The 15,879-nt window shown below is 73.1% G+C and carries 11 protein-coding genes and 1 pseudogene; 3 read left to right on the top strand and 9 right to left on the bottom strand.

Going from position 1 to position 15,879, the window contains the following annotated elements; genetic code table 11:
- From ACFVHB_RS12005 to ACFVHB_RS11990, 4 genes are all read right to left on the bottom strand, one after another.
- The gene (locus ACFVHB_RS12005; protein ID WP_380319110.1) at window positions 1-1,155 is read right to left on the bottom strand and encodes a 4Fe-4S dicluster domain-containing protein; all 1,155 of its coding nucleotides are present in this window, start codon (window positions 1,153-1,155) and stop codon (window positions 1-3) included.
- A complete protein-coding gene (locus tag ACFVHB_RS12000; protein ID WP_380319107.1) occupies window positions 1,112-1,807 on the bottom strand; it encodes a CBS domain-containing protein in 696 nt (231 codons plus the stop codon). The genes ACFVHB_RS12005 and ACFVHB_RS12000 overlap by 44 nt, the downstream gene beginning before the upstream one ends.
- A 305-nt stretch (window positions 1,808-2,112) precedes the next feature.
- A complete protein-coding gene (locus ACFVHB_RS11995; protein ID WP_380319104.1) occupies window positions 2,113-5,046 on the bottom strand; it encodes an ABC transporter permease in 2,934 nt (977 codons plus the stop codon).
- A 3-nt stretch (window positions 5,047-5,049) separates the two neighbouring features.
- Window positions 5,050-5,778: an ABC transporter ATP-binding protein gene (locus ACFVHB_RS11990; RefSeq protein ID WP_380319101.1), complete on the bottom strand. Its 729-nt coding sequence runs from the start codon at window positions 5,776-5,778 to the stop codon at window positions 5,050-5,052.
- A gap of 178 nt (window positions 5,779-5,956) precedes the next feature.
- Between ACFVHB_RS11990 and ACFVHB_RS11985 the strand changes: the two genes are divergently transcribed.
- The gene (locus ACFVHB_RS11985) at window positions 5,957-6,217 is read left to right on the top strand and encodes a DUF1918 domain-containing protein (RefSeq protein WP_380319098.1); all 261 of its coding nucleotides are present in this window, start codon (window positions 5,957-5,959) and stop codon (window positions 6,215-6,217) included.
- A gap of 55 nt (window positions 6,218-6,272) precedes the next feature.
- On the opposite strand, the pseudogene ACFVHB_RS11980 reads toward ACFVHB_RS11985, so the two are convergent.
- The 3 genes and pseudogenes from ACFVHB_RS11980 to ACFVHB_RS11970 form a co-directional block, all read right to left on the bottom strand.
- A pseudogene (locus ACFVHB_RS11980) lies at window positions 6,273-6,903 on the bottom strand (CBS domain-containing protein).
- Window positions 6,903-7,910 (bottom strand): Acg family FMN-binding oxidoreductase, encoded by a 1,008-nt coding sequence (locus ACFVHB_RS11975; RefSeq protein WP_380319095.1) that lies wholly within the window; start codon window positions 7,908-7,910, stop codon window positions 6,903-6,905. The pseudogene ACFVHB_RS11980 and the gene ACFVHB_RS11975 overlap by 1 nt, the downstream one beginning before the upstream one ends.
- Before the next feature lie 29 nt (window positions 7,911-7,939).
- Window positions 7,940-8,140 carry a hypothetical protein gene (locus tag ACFVHB_RS11970; RefSeq protein WP_380319092.1) on the bottom strand — a complete coding sequence of 67 codons (201 nt, stop codon included), beginning with the start codon at window positions 8,138-8,140 and terminating at the stop codon, window positions 7,940-7,942.
- Between the two features lie 222 nt (window positions 8,141-8,362).
- Between ACFVHB_RS11970 and ACFVHB_RS11965 the strand changes: the two genes are divergently transcribed.
- Both ACFVHB_RS11965 and ACFVHB_RS11960 read left to right on the top strand, forming a co-directional pair.
- Complete coding sequence (locus tag ACFVHB_RS11965; RefSeq protein ID WP_380319089.1) at window positions 8,363-9,235, top strand: universal stress protein; 873 nt, start codon at window positions 8,363-8,365, stop codon at window positions 9,233-9,235.
- A 2-nt stretch (window positions 9,236-9,237) separates the two neighbouring features.
- Window positions 9,238-12,165 carry a cation-translocating P-type ATPase gene (locus tag ACFVHB_RS11960; RefSeq protein WP_380319086.1) on the top strand — a complete coding sequence of 976 codons (2,928 nt, stop codon included), beginning with the start codon at window positions 9,238-9,240 and terminating at the stop codon, window positions 12,163-12,165.
- Between the two features lie 34 nt (window positions 12,166-12,199).
- On the opposite strand, the gene ACFVHB_RS11955 is transcribed toward ACFVHB_RS11960, so the two are convergent.
- Both ACFVHB_RS11955 and ACFVHB_RS11950 read right to left on the bottom strand, forming a co-directional pair.
- On the bottom strand, window positions 12,200-14,761 hold the full coding sequence (locus ACFVHB_RS11955) for a cation-translocating P-type ATPase (protein ID WP_380319083.1): 2,562 nt from the start codon (window positions 14,759-14,761) through the stop codon (window positions 12,200-12,202).
- Window positions 14,758-15,435: a DUF4389 domain-containing protein gene (locus ACFVHB_RS11950; RefSeq protein ID WP_380319080.1), complete on the bottom strand. Its 678-nt coding sequence runs from the start codon at window positions 15,433-15,435 to the stop codon at window positions 14,758-14,760. The genes ACFVHB_RS11955 and ACFVHB_RS11950 overlap by 4 nt, the downstream gene beginning before the upstream one ends.
- Between the last annotated feature and the right edge of the window lie 444 nt (window positions 15,436-15,879).

Raw genomic sequence — 15,879 nt, 5'->3', positions numbered from 1 at the left:
TCAGGGTTCACCAGCTTCCTCGCGCAGGGCGGCGACCTCCTCGGTGAGGTCGATGCCGACCGGACACCAGGCGATGCACCGCCCGCATCCGACGCAGCCCGAGGAGCCGAACTGGTCGTGCCAGGTGCCGAGTTTGTGCGTGAGCCACTGGCGGTAGCGGCTTCGGGCGGAGGAACGCACCGGGCCGACCCCGTGCAGGTAGGAGAAGTCGAGGTCGAAGCAGGAGTCCCAGCGGCGCCAGCGTTCGGCGTGGTCACCTGTCAGGTCGGTGGTCTCCTCGGTGGTGGTGCAGAAGCAGGTCGGGCAGACCATGGTGCAGTTGCCGCAGGTCAGGCAGCGGTCGGCGACCTGGTCCCAGCGCTCGGCGGTCATCGTGCCGGCCATCAGCGTGCGCAGGTCGGTGGCGTCCATCGCCCGGCCCATCCGTCCGGCGGCCTCCCGGACGGCCGCTCGGGCCGTCTCGCCGTCCGTGGGACCGGTCGGCAGCTCGGCGAGCACCTCGTCACCGTCCGGGCTGCCGGAACGGATCAGGTAGTGGAGCCCGTCTTCGTCCACGGTCTCGGTCAACGCCAGGTCGTACACCGCGCCCCCGGGCAGGCCGGGACCGGTGCCCATGGAGGCGCAGAAGCAGACCCCGCCCGGCTCGGTGCACTCCACCACGACGAGGAACACCGCGGCCCGGCGCGGCGTGTACACCGGGTCCTCGTACCGGCCCCCCATGAGCACCCGGTCCTGGACGGCGATCGCACGCAGGTCGCAGGGCCGCACGCCGAGGAAGGCGTACCGGGGCGGCGGGGTGTCGTCCTCGCGCAAGGTGACGGCACCGTCCTCGGCGCGGTCAGCCTGCCAGAGCCGGGCGCGGGGCGGGTGCAGATAGGTCTTCCAGGACTGCGGCCCGGCCGAGTGCGCGAACGCAGCCCGGTCCTGGCGGCGGCGCAGCCGGTACGTGCCCGCTTCGGCCTCCACGCCCCAGCCGTACGGCAGTTCGTCGGCCGAGGACAGTTCGGCGAGCACGATCGCGTCGCCCCGGATGGTCGGCCCAACCACCGTCAGCCCACGGCGCTGCAGAGCCTCGAACAGCGCGCCGAGGCCTTGCTCGTCCAGCTCGCGGTCAGCGGCCGGCGCGGTAGACGTGGGGCTGTTCGAGGTGGACATCGGTGTCGTCCTCGGTGAAGTCGAGCGTCTGGTGCACGGCCACGACGCCGTCCACGGCGCGACACAGCTGCTCGGCGATCGGGATCATGCTGCGGCGCGGGAGGCGCCCGGTGAGGGTGACGACGCCGTCGCGGACGACGACCTGGACGTCTCCGGGGGCCAGCCAGAGGGTCTGGCCGAGCACGTCGTGGGTGATCTCCTCGCGGATCGCGGCGTCGTGCCGCAGGAAGACCTGGAGCAGGTCGCGGCGGCTGACGATGCCGACCAGGCGGCCGACCTCGTCCACCACGGGCAGCCGCTTGACCTTGTGCTTGTCCATCTGTCGCGCCGCCTCCGGGACGGACCACGTGGCGCGGGCGGTGACGGCCGGGCTGGTCATCAGGCCGCCCGCGGTCTCCGCCTCCGCTCGGGCCCGGTCCTTCGCGTCGAGCCACCGTCCCGGGGTGCGTCCCTCCGGGTCGGGCAGGACGGCCTCTTTGCGGATCAGGTCGGCCTCGGAGACCATCCCGATCGGGTGGCCCCGGTCGTCGGTGACCGGGATCGCGGTGATGTCGTTGCGGTGGAACAGCGCCGCGATCTCCTTGAACGGCGTGTCGGGCCGGGCGGTGACGACCTCCTGGGTCATCACGTCGTGGACACTCCGGTGCTGCATGGTCCTCACTCCTCCGCGAGCTGGTGCCGTACTCACACTCTCCGCCCACCCGCTCGGCCCGGACAGGGTCGTTCGGTCCCCCCTCCTGGGCCGCTCCGGCCCAGGACGACCCACCCGGTGCGGCGCGACCGGCTCCGGGACCGGTCCACCCGGCGGCTCAGCGGGTTCGGCTCCCGGCCGAACGCGGCGGGCATGACTCCGGAGGGCGGTCCAGGAGACCTTACGACCGTGCGGACCGGATACGGCGAACACGGCCCGCCTCCTCGGTCCCGCGTGGAGGACCGGCCCTTCCGGCCCCCAGTTGGTCAGTCCGGGAGGCGCACGGCCAGTGCGGGTCTGATCCGCGCGGCGTGGCGGGCGGGCCCGAGTGCGGCCAGCAGGGAGGCCGCGAAGGTGACGGCGGCGAGCAGTCCGATGGCGCCCCACTCGATCGGGAAGCCGCCGTTGAGGCCAGCGAAAGCGGAGCTCTTCTGGTACATCAGCCAGGTGGTGAGCACCCCGAGCAGGCTTCCGAGGAGCGTTCCCTCCAGTGCGACGAAGCCGCTCTCCCAGAGGAACGACCGCTCGACCGTTCGGGCCTGGCAGCCCAGCGCCCGCAGCACGCCGATGGTGCGCCGCCGTTCGCGGACGGCCCGGACCATCACCACCCCGAGGCCGGTGATGCCGATCAGCAGGCCGAGGGCCAGGAAGCCCTGCATCAGCCGGAAGAACGCGGTGTTGGCGGCGAACAGGCGGTGGACGTCGGTGGCGATCGGGGTGGCCACCAGGCTCGCGGAGAGGTGACTGCCCTGCAGCTGGGACGCCAAACCGTCCGGCGAGGTGCCGGGCACGGTGCGCACCAGAGCACTGGCCGTCTGTGCCTGGGGGCCGAACTGCGCGGCCGCGCTCCGCTCGCTCTCGATCAGCGGGTAGACGGTGGCGCTGGTGCCGTTGCCGGGGTAGAAGGCGAGGCCGCTGTTGAGGACGCCCGCGATGGTCTTCTGCTCGGCGCGTCCGGTGAGCGGGTCGGTGAGGGTGAGGGTGTCGCCGGGGGCGTAGAACTTGCCCGCGGGGCCACCGGTGGAGCCGAAGAAGCCGTCGAGTACGACGTAGTCGGGGTGGTCGGCGAGGGCGTCCCAGACCGCCTCGTCGTTCGCCAGCCCGGGGAGCCGGTCACGGAAGGCGATTCCGGTGGCGGCGCTGTCGGGGATGCCGACGACCGAGGTCTCGAGGGGCTGTGCGGTGCGACGGCCGGGGTCGGTGGACAGGCCACGCGCGTTGAGAAGCGGGGCGACGGCGGCGATCTGCCCGCTGTGGGACGGGCCGCGCAGATCGGCCAGTGGGTCCTGGCCAGCCTGCGGGTTGTAGTCCAGGCGCAGCGTGTACCCGGCGGTGGCGTCGGCGACGGACCGGTCGATTCCGGCGTTCATGGTCCCGCTGATCTGGGTGAGCAGGACCAGGACGAGGACGATCAGGGTGTACATCACCAGGGTCGAGCCGGTGCGGAACCGTTTGGCCAGTGGGTAGGCCGCGGCGAGGCGGGTGGCCAGGCCCTGCTGCGTGGGCCGGTTCATCAGCGGTCTCAGCGGGCGGAGCAACATCTGCTGGTTCTCGCTGACCAGGACGACGCCGGAGAACGCGGCGAGGGTGCCGATGAGGACGTAGACCGCCATCGACGGCGTGTCGAAGATCCGCGGGCGGATCACGCTCGCGGCCAGCGTCCAGGTCAGCACCAGTCCGGCCGCCAGGCTGGCGACCAGGCGCCGCGGCAGCACCCGCCGCGCAGCGGGGACGGCGAACGCGACGGCGAGGGCGGGCAGGAGGTAGGTCTGCTCGGCCTGGCTCCGGGCGACCGCCGGGATCGCCGCGAGAGCGCAGAGCACGCCGAGCGTGCTGGTGACGGCGACCAGCCGACGACGGGGCCTGCGCCCGGTGTCGGCGGGCAGGTCGCGGATCGCGGCGATCACATTGAAGCGGCTGATCCTGGTGCTGGTGGCGGCGATGGCGACGAGGGCGATCACCAGGCCGAGGGCGGCGCCGTTGAGCAGGCTGGTCGGCGTGACGGAGAAGACGATGTCCAGCCCGCTGCCGCCGGTCGACCAGCTGCGGAAGATCTGGGCGGCGACCAGGGCTACGGCCCAGCCGACGCCGATGCCGATCGCCACCCCGGGCAGGGCGGCGGCCATCGCGTACAGCGCGCCCTCCAGGGTGAAGGAGCCGATCAGGCGGGAGCGCTTGAGTCCGACCGCGCGCAGCATGCCCAGTTGCGGTTTCCGCTCCTCGCCGAGCATCACGAAGATGTTCACCAGCAGCAGTGCGCCGGCGATGATGCTGAAGCTGCCGATCATCAGGAACAGCGCGCCGAGCGTGTCACCGGTCTTCTTGGCCGCCTCGAGCACGGTGTGCTTGGGGGTGTCGACGGCCGCCCGGCTCGCGTCGGCGCCGAGCGCGGTCCGGAGGTCCGAGGTCACGGTGTCGGTGAGTTTCTCGCCCGACTCGACGCCGCCGCGGTTGGACACCAGGGTTACCGACTGCGGCTGCACGCCTGCGGCCCGCGCGGCGCTGTCCAGCGCACCGGGCGGCAGGAAGACGTTGCGGTTGACCCGCCCACCGAGGCCGGTACCCGCCAGGCCCTCCTGCGGGACGACCCGTGCCACGGTGTAGTCCGTCGGATGCCCGTAGAGGTAGACGGTGATCAGCTGGCCGCTGCCGACCCGCAGGGCGTGCGCGAGCGGTTCGTTCAGCACCACCTGCCCGGGCGGCGGGGTCGGTCCGCGCAGCCCGGAGTCACCGCCGGCCGTGCCGAAGCGGCCCGCCGCGCTCAGGTCCAACTGCCAGGCCAGCACCCGTGGTTCGGCCGCCTGCCGACCGTCGCCGGTACTCGTTGCCGCAGCCTGGGCAACCTCGCCGCTCAGCACGCCGTCCACCTTCGGATCGGAGGCGAGAGGCTGCAGCCGGGCGGCGACGGCCTGACCGGCGGAGACGTCGGTGCTGACGATTCGCTCGTCAACCGGTCCGAGGGTCCGGTAAGCCTCCTGGCGGATCGAGAAGTTGAGGGTGTCACCGACGACCAGGGCGCCGACGATGATCGCGGTGCCCAGCATGGAGCCCGTGATCACCAGAGCGGCCTCCGTACGACGCCGGGCGACCTGGCGCAGCGCCAGCCGGCGTACCACCGGCTGACGGACGGCGACCAGCAGCAGTGCCAGCAGGGCTACGGCCAGCAGACCGAGCAGCGGGAGGAGAAGGTTCGGGTACATGGCTCAGCCCACCGGGGCCGCCTGGAGGGTGTCGGCCACCAAGCGGCCGTCCCGCATCCGCACCAGCCGGGGCAGCCGTCGTCCGATCGCCGCGTCGTGCGTGACCAGGACGATGGTCTGGCCCTCGTCGCGGTTGAGCGTGTGGAGCAGTTCCATCACCTGGTCCGCCATGGCGCTGTCGAGGTTGCCGGTGGGCTCGTCGGCCCAGACCACGGCAGGCCGGGCGACCAGAGCGCGGGCGATGGTGACGCGCTGCTGCTCACCGCCGGACAGTTCGCTGGGCCGGTGGGCGACCCGATGGCCCAGGCCGACCCGCTCCAGCATCGCCTCGGCACGGGCGCGGGCCTCGCGGGGCGGTGTACCGGTGAGCAGCAGTGGCAGTTCGACGTTCTCCGCGGCCGAGAAGACGGGGATCAGGTTGAACGCCTGGAAGACGAAGCCCATGGCACGGGCCCGGTGCTCGGTCCGCTCGGCGTCCGACATGGCGAAGAGGTCGCGGCCGTCGACCTCGACCCGGCCGGCGTCGATGTCGTCCAAGCCGGAGAGGCAGTTGAGCAGGGTGGTCTTCCCCGAGCCGGAGGGGCCCATCACCCCGACGAGCTCGCCCCGCTCCACGGTCAGGTCGAGATCGCGCAGCGCCGTCACCTCGACCGACCCCGTGCGGTAGACCTTGCGTACCCCTGTGGCCGCCAGCAGCGGGCGCGGCCTGCTCTCGGTCTCGGTCTCGGTCACCGGGCTCACCTCCTCCACACCACTTCACCCTCCGTCGGGCGGTCCGGTCACCTGAAGGTCTGGACGGCCCCGACCGGAGGTCCGGTCGGCCCTGTCGTGCGCCCGCCTCGGGTGGTGCTCTGGTGGGTGAGGGCTGGCTCGCCCGCCCGGTTCGGGGGACACGGCACTGGAGGCGATCATGAAGGCGAGCATCGGAGACCGGCTCATCGTGGAGGGCACCCGCCCGGGCACACCCCGCAGGGACGGCCGCATCGTGGCCGTGCACCACGCGGACGGCAGCCCGCCGTACGACGTGCTCTGGTCCGACAACGGACGGATCTCGCTGTGCTTCCCCGGACCGGACGCCCATCTGCACCACTTCACCCACGCTGAACGCGAGGAGGCCCCGGCCGTGACCGGTTCGAACGCGCTCCACACCCTCCACACCTTCCCGGACTGAAGGCCGACCGTAGGACCCGGATCACCCGGATCACCCGGATCACCGATCACGCGGATCACCCACCGGTCCTGATCCGGTCCGTCACGGACACCACGCCGTCCACGGCTCGGCAGAGCCGGAGGACGATCGGCACCAGGTACGGCGGCTCGATCGTGCCGCTCAGCACGACCCGACCCCGCTCGACCTGCACTCCCACCGCCGCGGGACTGACTCCGGCCACCTGTCCGAGGACCTGTTCGACGATCTCGTGACGGATCACCTGATCATCCCGGAGGAACACCCGCAGCAGGTCGGCGCCGGAGGACGATGCCGACCAGCCGCCCCTCCTCGTCCACCACGGGCAGCCTCTTCACCCGGCGACGGCCCATCAGCCGGGCGGCGGCCACCACACTGGCATCCGCCGTGGTGCAGACAGCCGGAGTGCTCATCAGCTCTCTCGCCGTCGCCCGGTCACCGTCAGGCGAGGGCGGCTGGGCCAGCGCCTCGCCGGGGTCGTCCTGGGCGGCCTGGGTACGCAGTAGATCCGCCTCCGAGACGACCCCGACCGGCCGGTTCTCCTCATCCACCACCGGGACGGCGGTGATGTCGTACTCGGCCAGGAGGGCGACGATCTCACGGAACCCCGCGTCGGGCGCGACCCGGACGACCTCGCGGGTCATCACCTCGGCGACTGGCTGATGCCTCATCACACCTCTCCCGATATCCGCTGATATCCGCTCAGGTCGAGGATCTCCTCGACGGGCCGACGGGACGTCGGCGCCCCGGGCGGACCGTAGCCGAGCCGCATGACCAGCTGGACGTGGCCTGGCCCTCCCGCAGGATCGCGCAGCCGCCAGCGGGTGTCGGGCCATTCGACCGCCTGGTGCAGCACGTTGGCGCGGATCCCGCGCACGGTCGCGAGCAGCCAGGCCCGTTCCATCGCCTGGCCGGCCCGCAGCCAGTCGGCGGGCCGGTCGGCGTCCGTGCTGATGACGGCAACTTGGGGCAGGGCCTCGAACCGCTGCGCGGGCATGGCCGGCTGCGGGGGCCGGCCGGTGAAACTGCGCATCGGTACCCGGGCGTCGTGGTCCAGCGGGCCCAGCGCCGCCGCCGGGATGCCGTCGCTCGCCGGTGCCTCCAGTCTCAGCCAGCTGCGCGTCTCGGCCTGCCGTGCGACGTCCTCGGCGATCCGCTCCTCGGCTTCGGCGGTCAGCGCCAGGACCCGGCGCACTCCGGCCTCCTCCAGCACGGTCAGCACCACGCCCTCGGCGGCAGCCGCCTCGATCAGCTCCCCGGTCACCGCCTCCGGCACATCACGGTTGGTGAACGGCTGCCGGCTGGAGTGGCGGTGCGGGATCGCCGCATAGAGGTCCGGAAGGTCCGGGCCGTCGGCCGGACTCGGCGCGGACAGGTCGAGGGCCGCGCACAGCCTCGGCTCCGCCGGATCGGGGCGCAGCCGCACGGACACGTGCCGCCCGAGGTGCCGGGCCGCCGTCCGCAGGTTGAAGACGGCCGCTCCCACCGAGAGGTGGAGCGCCCGGCCGTCAGGATCCGAAACCGGTACGGCACGCCCGGGGTCCGAGTACACGAGCAGACCGCGCAGGTCCGGCGCGGGGCGGAATCGCCAGGGCTGGCTGTTGCACACGGAAGGCGCCGCGCCACCGGCGGTGGCGAGCAGCCGCAGGTCCGCGAGGGTCAGGATCGGGTCGGTCATCGTGATCACTCCTCGCACGGGATCGCCGCTCACCCGCGTCTGTTCGCGCGGTGGTGGGACAGTTCGACGTGGCCGTCGCGCAGCGACTGCCGGTGTCCGTCCGCGAACTCCAACCGCAGGCCGTTGTCCGCGCGGGCCTCCGGGACCAGCGCGTGCTGAATGACGTCGTACGCCGAGTCGTGGTGGATCCACACCCGGTCGCCAGGGTGGAACTCCGCGGTCTCCGACATGATCACCGCGCTCACCTCCGCTGTGCCCCACCAGCGTGCGCCGCGCGCCGCTGCTGCGCCGAGGGGCCCGGGGCCCCTGTTCGAGGACCCACGTGCCCTGCCGGGGCAGGGAACGCCCGGCCCTGGGCCCTGGGCCGCTCGGCCCTGTCCGCGCCCGGCCGGCGACCGTACGGTGCGAGTGAGGCGGGCGAAGGCATCCCGTCCCGACCGGTGGAGGAAGCCATGCCAGCAGAAGCCGGCGAGCGCCGCCCGATCGTGTTCGGCGTGGACGCGGCCCGTCCGGGCCCGATGGCGGCGGTCTGGGCCGCCGACGAGGCGGAGCGCCGGGGGCTGCCCCTGCGGCTGGTCCACGCGGTACCGGTGATGACCCGGGAGCTCCGGGCCTTCGAGGAGGCCCGGTACCGCAAGGCGCTGCGCGAGCTCGGCGATGAAGCGCTCGACAAGGCGTCCGCCGTGGTCCGGGAACGTCACCCGGACCTCGACGCGGTGACATCCGTCGTGGACGGAAATCCGGGTCAAGTCCTCTGCCGGGAGTCATCGCACGCCGAGCTGGTCGTCCTCGGCTCGCGCCGGATGGGGCGGCTGGAGGAGATCCTGAGTACCTACTCCGTGGCCGTCCCGGTGAGTGCGCAGGCCGCCTGTCCGGTGGTCGTGGTGCGCGATCCGGAGCACGTGACCCAGGATCCGCCGTACGTGGTCGTCGGCGTCGACGGCAGCCGGTCGTCCGCCGCAGCCGTGGACTTCGCCTTCGACTTCGCGAGCCGGCGCGGAGCGGCCCTGCGCGCGGTCTGGGTGTGGCAGTCCCAGCTGATCGCGAGCATCGACGAGCACACCGCCGTCCAGACCCTGCGGCGGCAACTGTCCGAGAGCACGGCCGGCCGAAGCGGCGCCCATCCCGACGTCGCCCTGACCCACGAGGTGATCCGCGGCCATCCGGTCGAGGAACTGGCGAAGGCAGCGGAACACGCGCTCGCGGTCGTGGTCGGCCGTCGGGGCCACGGCGGCTTCACCGGAATGCGGCTCGGCTCCGTCCCGCACGGGCTGCTGCACCGCGCCCACTGCCCGGTCGTCACGGTTCCGTGGCTCCCGTCCTGACCATGCCCACCGAAGCCGCCGACACACTCCGCCCGGCCCGGGAGGCCGGACAGACCGAAGGCCCGGACCCGCGCGAGCCGCTCGCCCTGCTCTTCCGCGATCTGCGGACCTCGCCGCAGGGGCTGACGGAGCGTGAGGCCGCTCGTCGCCTCACGGTCTACGGAGCCAATGCCCTGGTGCGGCGCGGCGGACGGCGCTGGCCCCGGGAGCTGGCACAGCAGTTCACCCACCCGCTCGCGCTGCTGCTGGCGTTCGCCGCGCTCCTCGCGGCCGTCAGCGGCGCTCCCGCGCTGGCGGTGGCGATCGTCGCGGTGATCCTGCTCAACGCGCTGCTCGCGTTCGCTCAGGAGCGGCAGGCCGAGCAGGCCGTGGAGGCGCTCGCCGACTTCCTGCCCGAGCAGGCGACCGTGGTGCGTGCCGGAGGACGTCGCCAGGTTCCCGCGGCCGCGCTGGTGCCCGGCGACGTCCTGGTGGTCGAGGAGGGCGACCGGGTCTCCGCCGACGCCCGCCTGCTGTCGGGCGGCGTGGAGGTCGACCTGTCCGCGCTGACCGGCGAGTCCGTCCCGGTGTTCCGTTCCGCCGAGTTCGGGGATGATTCGGGGCCCGTCCTGGCCGCGCGTGACCTGCTCTTCTCCGGCACCGCCTGCACAGGAGGACAGGCCCTCGCCGTGGTCACCGCCACCGGCATGCACACCGAGCTGGGACGGATCGCCGCCCTGAGCCAGCGCACCCACCGGGAGGAGAGCCCGCTCGAGCACCAGGTCAAGCGGGTCGCCCGGCTGATCGCCGTGATCGCCATCGCCGTGGGGGTGGCGTTCCTGCCGATGGGCCTCGCCGCCGGGCTGTCCCTCGCCGCCGCCTTGTCGTTCGCGATCGGCCTGCTGGTCGCCAACGTGCCCGAAGGGCTGCTGCCGACCATCACCCTTGCCCTCGCCTCCGGGGTACGCGATCTGGCGCGCCGCGGTGCCGTGGTCAAGCGGCTGTCCGCGGTGGAGACTCTGGGCTCGACCACGGTCATCTGTACCGACAAGACCGGGACGCTGACCGAGAACCGGATGCGCGTCACGGCGGTCTGGACCCCCGGCGGTGAACTCTCTGTCGGCGACTCTCGACAGGTGCCCGCCGAGCTGCTCCTGCTCGCGGATGCGGCCGCCGCCTGCACCACGGCCGACTTGGAGGCCGGCCACGGCGACCCGACCGAAATCGCCCTGCTGGACTTGGCAGCACGTGTGGGGACGCCCTGCCTGCCGGAGCGGCGCGATCGCGGGCGCCGGGCGCTGTTCCGCTTCGACCCGCACATCAAGCTCATGACCACGGCCGACACACGCGACGACAGGGTGGTCCTGCACAGCAAGGGCGCCCCGGAAGAGGTCCTCACCCACGCCGTCGCCGTGCTCGACCACGGCACCGAGCGCGTGCTCACCCCCGCGGACCGAACCGAGGTCGTGCACGCCGTCGGCCGGCTGGCCGCGCGTGGGCTGCGGGTCCTCGCCGTGGCGCGACGGCCGCTCGCTCCCGGGCAGCAGTCGCCCGCCCGCCGCGAGGAGGCCGAGCAGGGGCTGTGCCTGATCGGTCTGGTCGCCATGGCCGACCCGCCCCGGCCCGAGGTCGCCCGATCCATCGAACAGGCCCACCGTGCCGGGATCACCGTGCACGTGGTCACCGGTGACAACGGCCTCACGGCGGCCGCTGTCGCCGAGCAGGTCGGCATCGGCCACCGCGGCATGCGCATCGTCACCGGCACGGAACTGGACGCCATGGGCGACGACCGGCTGGACGCGCTGCTCGGCCGAGGCGAGGAGGTGATCTTCGCGCGTACGTCGCCGGAGGCCAAGCTCCGGATCGCCGACGCCCTGCGCGCCGAGGGCCACACCGTCGCGATGACCGGTGACGGCGTCAACGACGCCCCCGCGCTGCGGCGCGCCGACATCGGTGTGGCGATGGGCCGCTCCGGTACGGACGTCGCCCGCGAAGCCGCCACGATGGTGCTGACCGACGACAACTTCGCCACCATCGTGGCGGCGGTGGAGACGGGTCGGCGGACCTACGACGACATCCGCAAGTTCATCGTCTACATCTTCAGCCACGCGGTCCCCGAGGTCGTCCCGTTCCTGGTCTTCGCGCTCTCGGGCGGCACGGTTCCCCTGCCGCTGACGGTGATGCAGGTCCTCGCCATCGACCTCGGCACCGACACCCTGCCCGCGCTCGCCCTCGGTCGGGAGAAGGCCGAGCCCGGACTGATGGACCGTCCACCCCGCCCTCGTGACGAGCGGGTGATCCGAGGCGCCATGCTCGCCCGTTCCTGGGGGTTCCTCGGGCTGATCTCCGCCGCCCTCGTCATGGGCGGCTACTTCCTCACCCTCACCACGGGCGGCTGGCACCCCGGCGATCCGACCGGCACGGGCACCGCACTGCACCTGACGTACCAACAGGCCACCACCGTCGTCTGGCTCGGCATCGTCTTCTGCCAGATCGGCACCGCCTTCGCGGCCCGCACCGAGCACGCGTCACTGCGCACGATCGGGGCCTTCAGCAACCCGCACCTTCTGGGCGGCATCGCCTTCGCCCTGACATTCGCCGCCGCGATCGTCTACGTCCCCGCCCTGCACCGGGTGTTCGGCACCGCAGCGCTCAGCCCCGCGCAGCTCGCGATCGTCGTCCCCTTCCCGTTCGTGGTCTGGGGCGCGGACGAACTGCGGCGAGCCCTGGTGCGGCGCCGCACGAGAGGGGTCCCGGTGCCGCCTGCGCCCCCGCCGGCCCGGCCCGCCGCCGAGGAGCCCGCCCACCACCCGCTGACCGTCCTGCTCGCCCGCCACGGCTGGAGCGCCCACCGCCTCGTCCACGCACTGGGCGTCAGCGAGCACGCGGCGGCCGAGATCGTCGCCCACGCCCGCAGGATCGCTGCCGAGCACGGGCACCGGGCACCCTGATCTCGCTGCCCGGCTCACGGCACCACCCGGCTCCTCACCGCCCCCCAGCGCCGGGGCCGGCCAGGCCCTCCCGTTCCGGTCGGCCGGCCGCACGAGCGGCGCCGAAGGCGACCAGTGCGGCGGCCGTCACCACCCCGCCGTCCGCCCAGGACACCGGCTCGGTCTCCAACACGTCCTGGAGGAACGGCACGTAGAGCGCCGCGACACCGAGCCCTGCCGAGGCCAGGACAGCCAGCGGGAGGAACGGGTTCGCCCTCGTGAAGAGTCGCTCCCGCAGGCCGAGCACCACACCCAGCTGCGCCGCCAGCAGGGCGAGGAAGAGCACGCTCTGCCAGGCGTGTCCGGCCCAGTAGGCCCACCGGCCCGCCCCCAGCGCGACCAGTGTGACCACCGCTCCAAGGCCCAGGACACGCTGCCACACGCCGGCCCCCAACACGTGCTCGTTCGGCGGCCGTGGCGGACGCCGCATCGCCCGGCCGGAGACGGGCTCCGCGCCGACCGCGACCCCGGTCAGCCCGTGGGTGAGCAGGTTGATCCAGAGGATTTGGCCGGCTCGCAGGGGAAGTGCGAGGCCCATGAACGGGCCCAGCAGCATGACCAGGATCTCCGCCGCGCCGCCTGACAGCGCGTAGACCAGGAAGCGGCGGATGTTGTCGTAGACCCGGCGGCCCTCTTCCACCGCCGCCACCACGGTGGCGAGTTCGTCGTCCGCCAGGACCAGGTCGGCGGCCTGCCTGGCCACCTCGGTGCCGCGGCGGCCCATCGCCACCCCGATGTCCGCCCGCTGCAATGCCGGACCGTCGTTGACCCCGTCGCCGGTCATCGCGGTGACCGCTCCGCCCGCGCGCCAGGCTTCGACGAGGTCGAGCTTCTGCTGCGGATCGGTGCGTGCGAAGACCCGCACCCGCGACAGATCCGGCGCCGCCCCGGCAGCGAGCTCCCGGCCGGTGACCACCACGGCCGACCTCTCGCCGTCCTCCAGCAGGCCGATCCGGCCGGCGATCGCCCGGGCGGTGGCGGGGTGGTCCCCGGTGATCAGCACCGGGGTGATGCCGGCCCGGCGGCAGGCCGCGATGGTCGCGGCGGCCGCCGGCTTGGGCGGGTCGCTCAGCGCGGCCAGTCCGAGCAGGCGCAGCTTCGACTCCACCGGACCGCCGGCCCCGTCCCGCAGCCCGGACGCGACGGCCAGCACCCGGTAGCCGTCGGCGGCGAGCCGGGCGGCCGCCTGCCGGGCCTGCTCCAGCTCATCGGGACCGGCGTCGAGCACGGCCGGGTCGAGTACGGCTTCGGGAGCGCCCTTGAGACAGATCTCCCGCTGCCCGGAGGGGGTGCGGTGCACGGTGGCCATCCGCTTCCGGATGCTGTCGAAGGGCAGCTCGTCGACCCGGGGGTACTCCTCGGCGAGGCGCGCGACGTCGCATCCGGCCTTCACCGCGGCCACCAGCAGCGCCGCCTCGGTCGGGTCTCCGAGGGCGGTCCACTGACCGTCGTCCCCCTCGGGCGGCCGCAGCGCAGCGTCGTTGCACAGCGCGGTCACCCGCAGCAGGGTCCGCGCCGCGCGCAGCGCGGAAGTGCCCTCCGCCTGCACCTCCCCCACCGGCTGGTAACCCGAGCCGGTGATCGTCGCCTGCCATCCGGGTGCCCACAGCCGCTCGACCACCATCCGGCCTTCGGTGAGCGTGCCGGTCTTGTCGGTCGCGAGGACCGTGACCGAGCCCAGTGTCTCCACCGCCGGGAGTTTGCGGACGACGGCGTGCCGCAGAGCCATCCGGCGGGCGCCGAGCGCCAGCGCGAGCGTCACCACGGCGGGCAGCGACTCGGGGACGGCTGCGACGGCAAGGCTGATCGCGGTGACCGCCATCGCCTCGAGTGCCTGGCCGCGTACCAACCCCAGCGCGAACACCACCAGGCACAGGCCGACCGTGACGAGCGCCAGCACCCGGCCCAGCCCGGCCAGCCGGTGCTGCAGCGGCGTCGGCTGGGGCCGTGGGTGCAGCGAGGTCGCGATCCGGCCCAGCGCGCTGTCCGGGCCGGTGGCCGTGACGACGGCGACCGCCCTGCCGCGCAGCACGGTCGTCCCGGCGCTGAGGCCGGCTGCGCCGACCACGTCCTTCTCCACCGCAACCGACTCGCCCGTCAGCATCGACTCGTCCACCAGCAGCGCGGAGGCTTCCGCCAGTTCGGCGTCGGCCGGGACGATGGCCCCCTCGGCGAGGAGCAGGACGTCGCCGGGTACCACGGCTGCGGCCGCCACCTCCCGCTCCTCGCCGTCGCGCAGCACCCGCGCCGTGGGCGCGGACAGCGCGGACAGCGCGGCCACCGCATTGGCCGCCCGGATCTCCTGAGCCACCCCCACCGTGGTGTTGACCAGGATGACCAGCCCGATCACGATCGCGTCGGGATGGTCACCGGTCGCCACGGTGAGGACGACCGCGGCGAGCAGGACCAGGATCAGCGGGTCGCGCAGCTGGGCGGCGACGCGCGACCACAGCGGCGGGCTCGGCGGTGCGCCGACCTCGTTCGGCCCGTGGGCCGCGAGCAGCCGTTCCGCCTGCTCCTCGGTGAGCCCCGCACGACGGTCAGCGATCGGTGTCACCGCTCGGCCTGTCCCCCCGGAAGCGTGCCGCCGGCCGGATCGGAGCCGCCCTGGTCGAGCCGGAACGGCGGATAGTCGTCGGTCATCAGGGCCGCGTACGCGGCGACCCTGAACACCCACCGGTTCAGGCCGACCAGCAGATCGAAGATGCCCATGGGGTACCGCGTGGTGGCGGCCAGGGCGACGCCCGCGTACAACGCGAGCAGGCCGATGAGCCCGCCGCCCCACACCTCACGGAAGCCGCCCAGGAAGAACCCGACAACCAGGTAGTGCGGCAGCGCCAGCAGCCACCACTTCACCAACGCCAGGCCGCGCGAGAGTTCACCGGGGTAGGCGATGTCCAGCCGCGCCGGATAGTCGGGCTCCTCACCGAGGCTGAACGGCGGGTAGCGGTCGGTGCCGAGGCCTCCGTACGCGTAGTACGACACCCGCCAGGACCAGCGCAGCACGCCCACGTTGAAGTCGAAGACGCCGCGCGGGTACCGGCCGGTGAACAGGATCGCGAAGAACGCGACCACGGTCAGCAGGACGAAGGCCACCCACAGGATGCACAGGACGATCCAGTGCGGGATGACCAGGACCCACTTCACCAGCCAGAGCCAGCGCGAGAGCGGCAGATCCAGCCGGGCTTCCACTCGGACCGGCGACGGGGCGGGAGCAGCCATGGCGATCATCCTCCTGAGCACGCCAGCGAGGGGTGTGGCCGACCTTGGTCGTGCCGTGCGCGCACCCCGGGTGGGCGCGTTGTCGCACATCTCTCATGCTCGCCCCGGCACGTGACCTCCGCGAGGGCCGGAGCAGCCCCGAGGTCGGGCCGGGCGGCCCTTCGGGTTGCGGCACCCGGCCGTGCACGGTCGGATCAGGGGCGACCGCCTTCCTCCCGAACCGAGCGCGGGTACGAGACGGACACCGCGGTCCCTCACGAGCGACGGATCGTCGTCGGCGTCGACGGCTCATCCTCGTCCGAGCGCGCACTGCGATGGGCCCTCGGCAGTGATCTGCTGGCGCTTCCCGACGGGAACGCCTGTCCCGACGTCGAGCTCCTCGCCGACGGGGTACGGAACCACCTGCAAGAGTTCAAGCCCTCCAGGCCACACGCCGAGCCGGGTAACACCAGG

Origin of the sequence: Kitasatospora sp. NPDC127111 (genome assembly GCF_042677465.1) — a bacterium.
Taxonomy (GTDB): Bacteria; Actinomycetota; Actinomycetes; order Streptomycetales; family Streptomycetaceae; genus Kitasatospora.
Note: the sequence above shows the minus strand (reverse complement) of the source record. Positions and strands in the feature narration are given on the sequence as shown.

Coding starts and splice junctions, on each gene's coding strand:
- ACFVHB_RS11995 (WP_380319104.1), bottom strand. CDS start 5,046: ATGTACCCGAACCTTCTCCTCCCGCTGCTCGGTCTGCTGGCCGTAGCC.
- ACFVHB_RS11950 (WP_380319080.1), bottom strand. CDS start 15,435: ATGATCGCCATGGCTGCTCCCGCCCCGTCGCCGGTCCGAGTGGAAGCC.
- ACFVHB_RS11960 (WP_380319086.1), top strand. CDS start 9,238: ATGCCCACCGAAGCCGCCGACACACTCCGCCCGGCCCGGGAGGCCGGA.
- ACFVHB_RS11970 (WP_380319092.1), bottom strand. CDS start 8,140: ATGTCGGAGACCGCGGAGTTCCACCCTGGCGACCGGGTGTGGATCCAC.
- ACFVHB_RS12005 (WP_380319110.1), bottom strand. CDS start 1,155: ATGTCCACCTCGAACAGCCCCACGTCTACCGCGCCGGCCGCTGACCGC.
- ACFVHB_RS11985 (WP_380319098.1), top strand. CDS start 5,957: ATGAAGGCGAGCATCGGAGACCGGCTCATCGTGGAGGGCACCCGCCCG.
- ACFVHB_RS11965 (WP_380319089.1), top strand. CDS start 8,363: ATGCCAGCAGAAGCCGGCGAGCGCCGCCCGATCGTGTTCGGCGTGGAC.
- ACFVHB_RS12000 (WP_380319107.1), bottom strand. CDS start 1,807: ATGCAGCACCGGAGTGTCCACGACGTGATGACCCAGGAGGTCGTCACC.
- ACFVHB_RS11975 (WP_380319095.1), bottom strand. CDS start 7,910: ATGACCGACCCGATCCTGACCCTCGCGGACCTGCGGCTGCTCGCCACC.